This window comes from Collinsella aerofaciens, from assembly GCF_001405375.1.
GTDB classification, from domain to species: domain Bacteria; phylum Actinomycetota; class Coriobacteriia; order Coriobacteriales; family Coriobacteriaceae; genus Collinsella; species Collinsella aerofaciens_F.
Genome location: NZ_CYYP01000004.1, coordinates 85,752 through 89,451, shown reverse-complemented (window position 1 = coordinate 89,451; position 3,700 = coordinate 85,752). Strand labels below are relative to the sequence as shown.

Annotated in this window: 3 protein-coding genes; 1 reads left to right on the top strand and 2 read right to left on the bottom strand. The window is 61.1% G+C overall.

Annotated elements, in window-relative coordinates; genetic code table 11:
* Positions 1-1,269, bottom strand: a 1,269-nt coding sequence (locus tag ARB25_RS10120; RefSeq protein WP_055285747.1) for a TFIIB-type zinc ribbon-containing protein, incomplete at its 3' end; no start/stop codon positions are given.
* 217 nt (positions 1,270-1,486) lie between these two features.
* Here ARB25_RS10120 and ARB25_RS03255 point away from each other — a divergent pair.
* Positions 1,487-2,668, top strand: coding sequence for a cation diffusion facilitator family transporter (locus tag ARB25_RS03255; RefSeq protein ID WP_055285745.1), 1,182 nt, complete (start codon positions 1,487-1,489; stop codon positions 2,666-2,668).
* 18 nt (positions 2,669-2,686) lie between these two features.
* Here ARB25_RS03255 and ARB25_RS10115 read toward each other — a convergent pair whose 3' ends face one another.
* Positions 2,687-3,676: a hypothetical protein gene (locus tag ARB25_RS10115; RefSeq protein WP_055285744.1), complete on the bottom strand. Its 990-nt coding sequence runs from the start codon at positions 3,674-3,676 to the stop codon at positions 2,687-2,689.
* Positions 3,677-3,700 lie beyond the last annotated feature (24 nt).

The following is a 3,700-nucleotide window of genomic DNA, read 5'->3' as shown; positions in this document are numbered from 1 at the left end:
GGCGGCTGCAACCTGGCGCGGTTGCTCGTCGCCTCCACGGCGCACGATCTGGTACAGGAAGGGTGATTTAACGTATTTGACCTCGATGGGCGTGGCATGCACGGTGCTCTCACCGGACAGATGCAGGCTCGGGTTGAGCGGCGCCACGACGTGCGTTTCGCGCTTGTCACTAAACACCACCGCGGCCGCGCGGCCCGTCTGTCCGTTTACGGCAATGCGCACCTGCTCGCCATCGCGGCTGTCCGTCGCCGGACGATCGACAAAGAAGACCGGCACCATCACCAGGCCATCCTTATGCTTGCGGGCCTTGCGCGCCCAGGTTCGGATGCTCTTTTTATTGAGCCCCAGTACGGCCTCGGCATCGTTGCCCGCAACGTCGAGCGCCAACTTATCAATGACCACCTGGTCCTTGGTAGATGCATCGACGGAGACGACGCGGAAGTCGCCTTCCTGCATGGCGGGATCGAACGGACCGACCTTGGCAAAGTCCCACGGCTCCAAAATGCCCATGAGGCGAACGTCCAGGTAGTTTGCCCTGGGGTATGCCCAGTCGAGCACCTCGTAGTACACCAGGGTTTCCTTGCTCAGGCCCTTGCCCGGGAAGCTCGCCATCATGCGCAGGTCCGCCAGCGCCATGGGGAAATAGAAGAGCATCATGTCGTTTTGGATCGCATCTTCCACGTCGTGTCCGGCAAAGGCATCCGGGTACTGGCGCACCAGCTGCAGCGCGTTGGCACGTGCCTGCTGCGGCGAGATTTCGCAGGGAATACCCTGATCCGGCACATACTCCGCACCCACGCCCATGGTCAGACGCTTGCTAAACGTCCCCGGCTTGAGCAGGTCGGCAATGCCGATCTTGTTGCCGCAGGACGGGCACTCAAACACGCGCTGGGTCGACTCGCCCTCAAAGGACGCACCACAGAAGGGGCAAGGAATACTCACATGCGTGGCCTCTTGGAACTCCTGTGCCGTGCCGCGATCCTCCCACAGCAGATATTCCAGGACCGACTGATTGCGCCAGTGCGAATTGAAGAAATACCAGTCCGGGTCCTCCGGGCGCTCGAGTTGCGACACATGCGTGAGCTTGAGCAGTCCATCCACCACCGTCAGCGGCGTATGGCGAATGCCCAGGGCGCTCTTGGGCTCCCCCGCATCAGCCTGCCACGGAACGACCGTGCCGCAATAGGCGCACTCAAAGCTGCGCTTAGCCTGGTGCGAGTACATAGGGCCGCCGCAGTTTTGACATTTAATGGCAAACATCTCATCCATGGAAACGTCCTCCTTTGCACAAAGCTGTCGACATTAAGTATGTCGAGCAAACAGGCACATGCCCATACCCATGTGGCCCAAAATGGACCACCCAGGCAGACGAGAAGGCTCGCTCGTTAGCACCGGCAGACTATTGCTGCATTTTCTGAGCATCGGTGCACGGCGCCCCCGCGCGAGCTACACTATCCCCTTAAACATGATTGTGAGGACGACCGCTATGCTATTTGTAAATCGGCTGGTACATACGCTTGTTCCCGGCAGCGAGAGCGAGCCGGTCGATGCATCTTGCCGCACCAACGCGGGCTTTTCCGCAAGCCTCGTCTGCATTGGCCTCAACATCACCCTGTGCCTGGCCAAGGGCATCGCGGGCCTGCTCGCCGGCTCCGTCTCCCTCATCGCCGACGCTTTCAACAACCTCTCCGATGCCTCGAGCAACATCGTGAGTCTGCTCGGGTTCCGCCTTGCCAGCCGCCCGGCAGACGAAGGCCACCCCTATGGCCACGGTCGCTATGAGTACCTAGCCGGCCTGTTCGTCGCCGTCCTGGTTTGCGCCGTCGGCATCAATCTGATCCTCGAGTCGGTCACTAAGATCATCAAGCCTTCCCCCACTGCATATTCGGTGCTCTCCTTAGCCGCCCTCGTCTTGTCCATGCTCGTTAAGCTCTGGATGGCAGCGTTCAACCGCACGCTGGGCGACCGCATCGACTCGGAGACGCTCATCGCCACGGCACAGGACTCCAAAAACGACGTCATCACCTCGGGCTCGGTCTTGGTGGCGGCGCTTATTTCGCAGACGACAGGCTTTGACCTCGACGGCTGGGCAGGCCTGGGTGTGGGCATCTTCATCTGCATCAGCGGCATGGGCCTAGTGCGCGACGCCATCAGCCCGTTGCTGGGGCAAGCGCCCGACCCCAAGCTCGTCCAGGCAATCCGCGACAAGATCATGTCCTATCCGCAGGTCTTGGGCACACACGACCTGATGGTGCACGATTACGGCCCCGGTCGTCAGTTTGCCAGCGCCCACGTGGAGATGCCCGGCGAGGGCGACGCATTTGAGCACCACGAGATTCTGGACACCATCGAGCACGACATCAAGCGCCAGATGGGCATCGATATCACGCTGCACTGCGACCCCATCGCCACCACTGGCGACGACCTGCGCGGCTGGGTCAAGCGCGGCGTCATGCAGATCGATCCCGCGCTCTCCATCCACGACCTGCACGAGCACGACGGGTTCGTTTCGTTTGACCTGGTGCGTCCCGACGGCTTTGACATATCCGACGAGGAGCTGCTGGAGCTCGTCACGCGCATCGTGCACGAGCGCCGGCCCGACGTCTCATGCGTCGTCACGTTTGATTCGGGCTTTAGCTCGCCCGAGCGTCCGGCCGAGCAGCTGTAGCCCCGCTCCGCTCGTCCGCTAGTTTCCCTGCGCGCCCGAGATGCCGTTTTGCAGGGCGTTCCAGGCATCCGTCGCCATGCCGCCCAAGTTCTGCGCGGTATCGCCCAGATTTTGTGCCGTATCGCCCAGCTCTTGCGCCTTGTCTCCCAACTCCTGCGCCTTGTTGCTCAAGTCCTCCAGCGTATTGGAACTCGAGCTGTCGGTACCGCTTTGTCCGTCGGACGAGTTGCCCGAGCTGTTCTTGTGCGTGAGCTGAATTTCGAGGTTGCCGCTGTCGTTATAGTAGGCAGAAGTAACGACCCAGTTGGCATCGACGACGGGCGTTGAGCCATCATCGGTCAGGACCACGGCATTCGAAAGATCGGCGCCGCGCGACTTGAGGATCTTCTTGGCGTTGGACCAGTACTGCCCCGGGATATCGCTCAGATCGACGGTGCTAGACGAGGCGAACTCGGTTTGCTCGGCAGTGGTATCGGCCGTTGAACTCCCTCGCTTGTTGAGCATGCCCGACACGATGGCAAACACAACCGACAGCGCAAAGAAAATCGCCAGCACGATGAGGATCTTCTTGATCACGCTCGACGAACGCGACGGCTTCTTCTCCTCGTCCTCGCCATATTGCGGAATCGACTTAGGGTACTCGCGATACGGCTCGCGCGACTCGTAGCGAGGCTGCGCCGTGCGAGGCATATACGTCGTCTGCTGAGGCTGCGGAATGGGATTTTGCGGCAGGTCATCATAGGGATTCGGCGTCGAGGCAGCATAAGAATCCTGCGGCGCGTAATCAAACGGATCCGGGGCTGCATTGCCATAGGGGCCTTGCGAAGATGCAGCGTAAGAATCCTGCGCCGTGTCGCCATAGCCCATAACCCGGGTGGGCCCGGCAGAAGGCTGCGTCGCGGCGGGGTCGGTATAACCGGGGTTGGGAACAACGCGGGTCGCATCGGCGCTATCGCCAACCTGCGCGGAACCGTAGCCGCCCATCACGGTTGTCTTGTCCTGATCCATGCAACGATTCCTTTCCGTCGCGCG

Excerpts from the sequence above, each read along its gene's own strand:
- ARB25_RS10115 (WP_055285744.1), bottom strand. The coding sequence starts at position 3,676 with ATGGATCAGGACAAGACAACCGTGATGGGCGGCTACGGTTCCGCGCAG.
- ARB25_RS03255 (WP_055285745.1), top strand. The coding sequence starts at position 1,487 with ATGCTATTTGTAAATCGGCTGGTACATACGCTTGTTCCCGGCAGCGAG.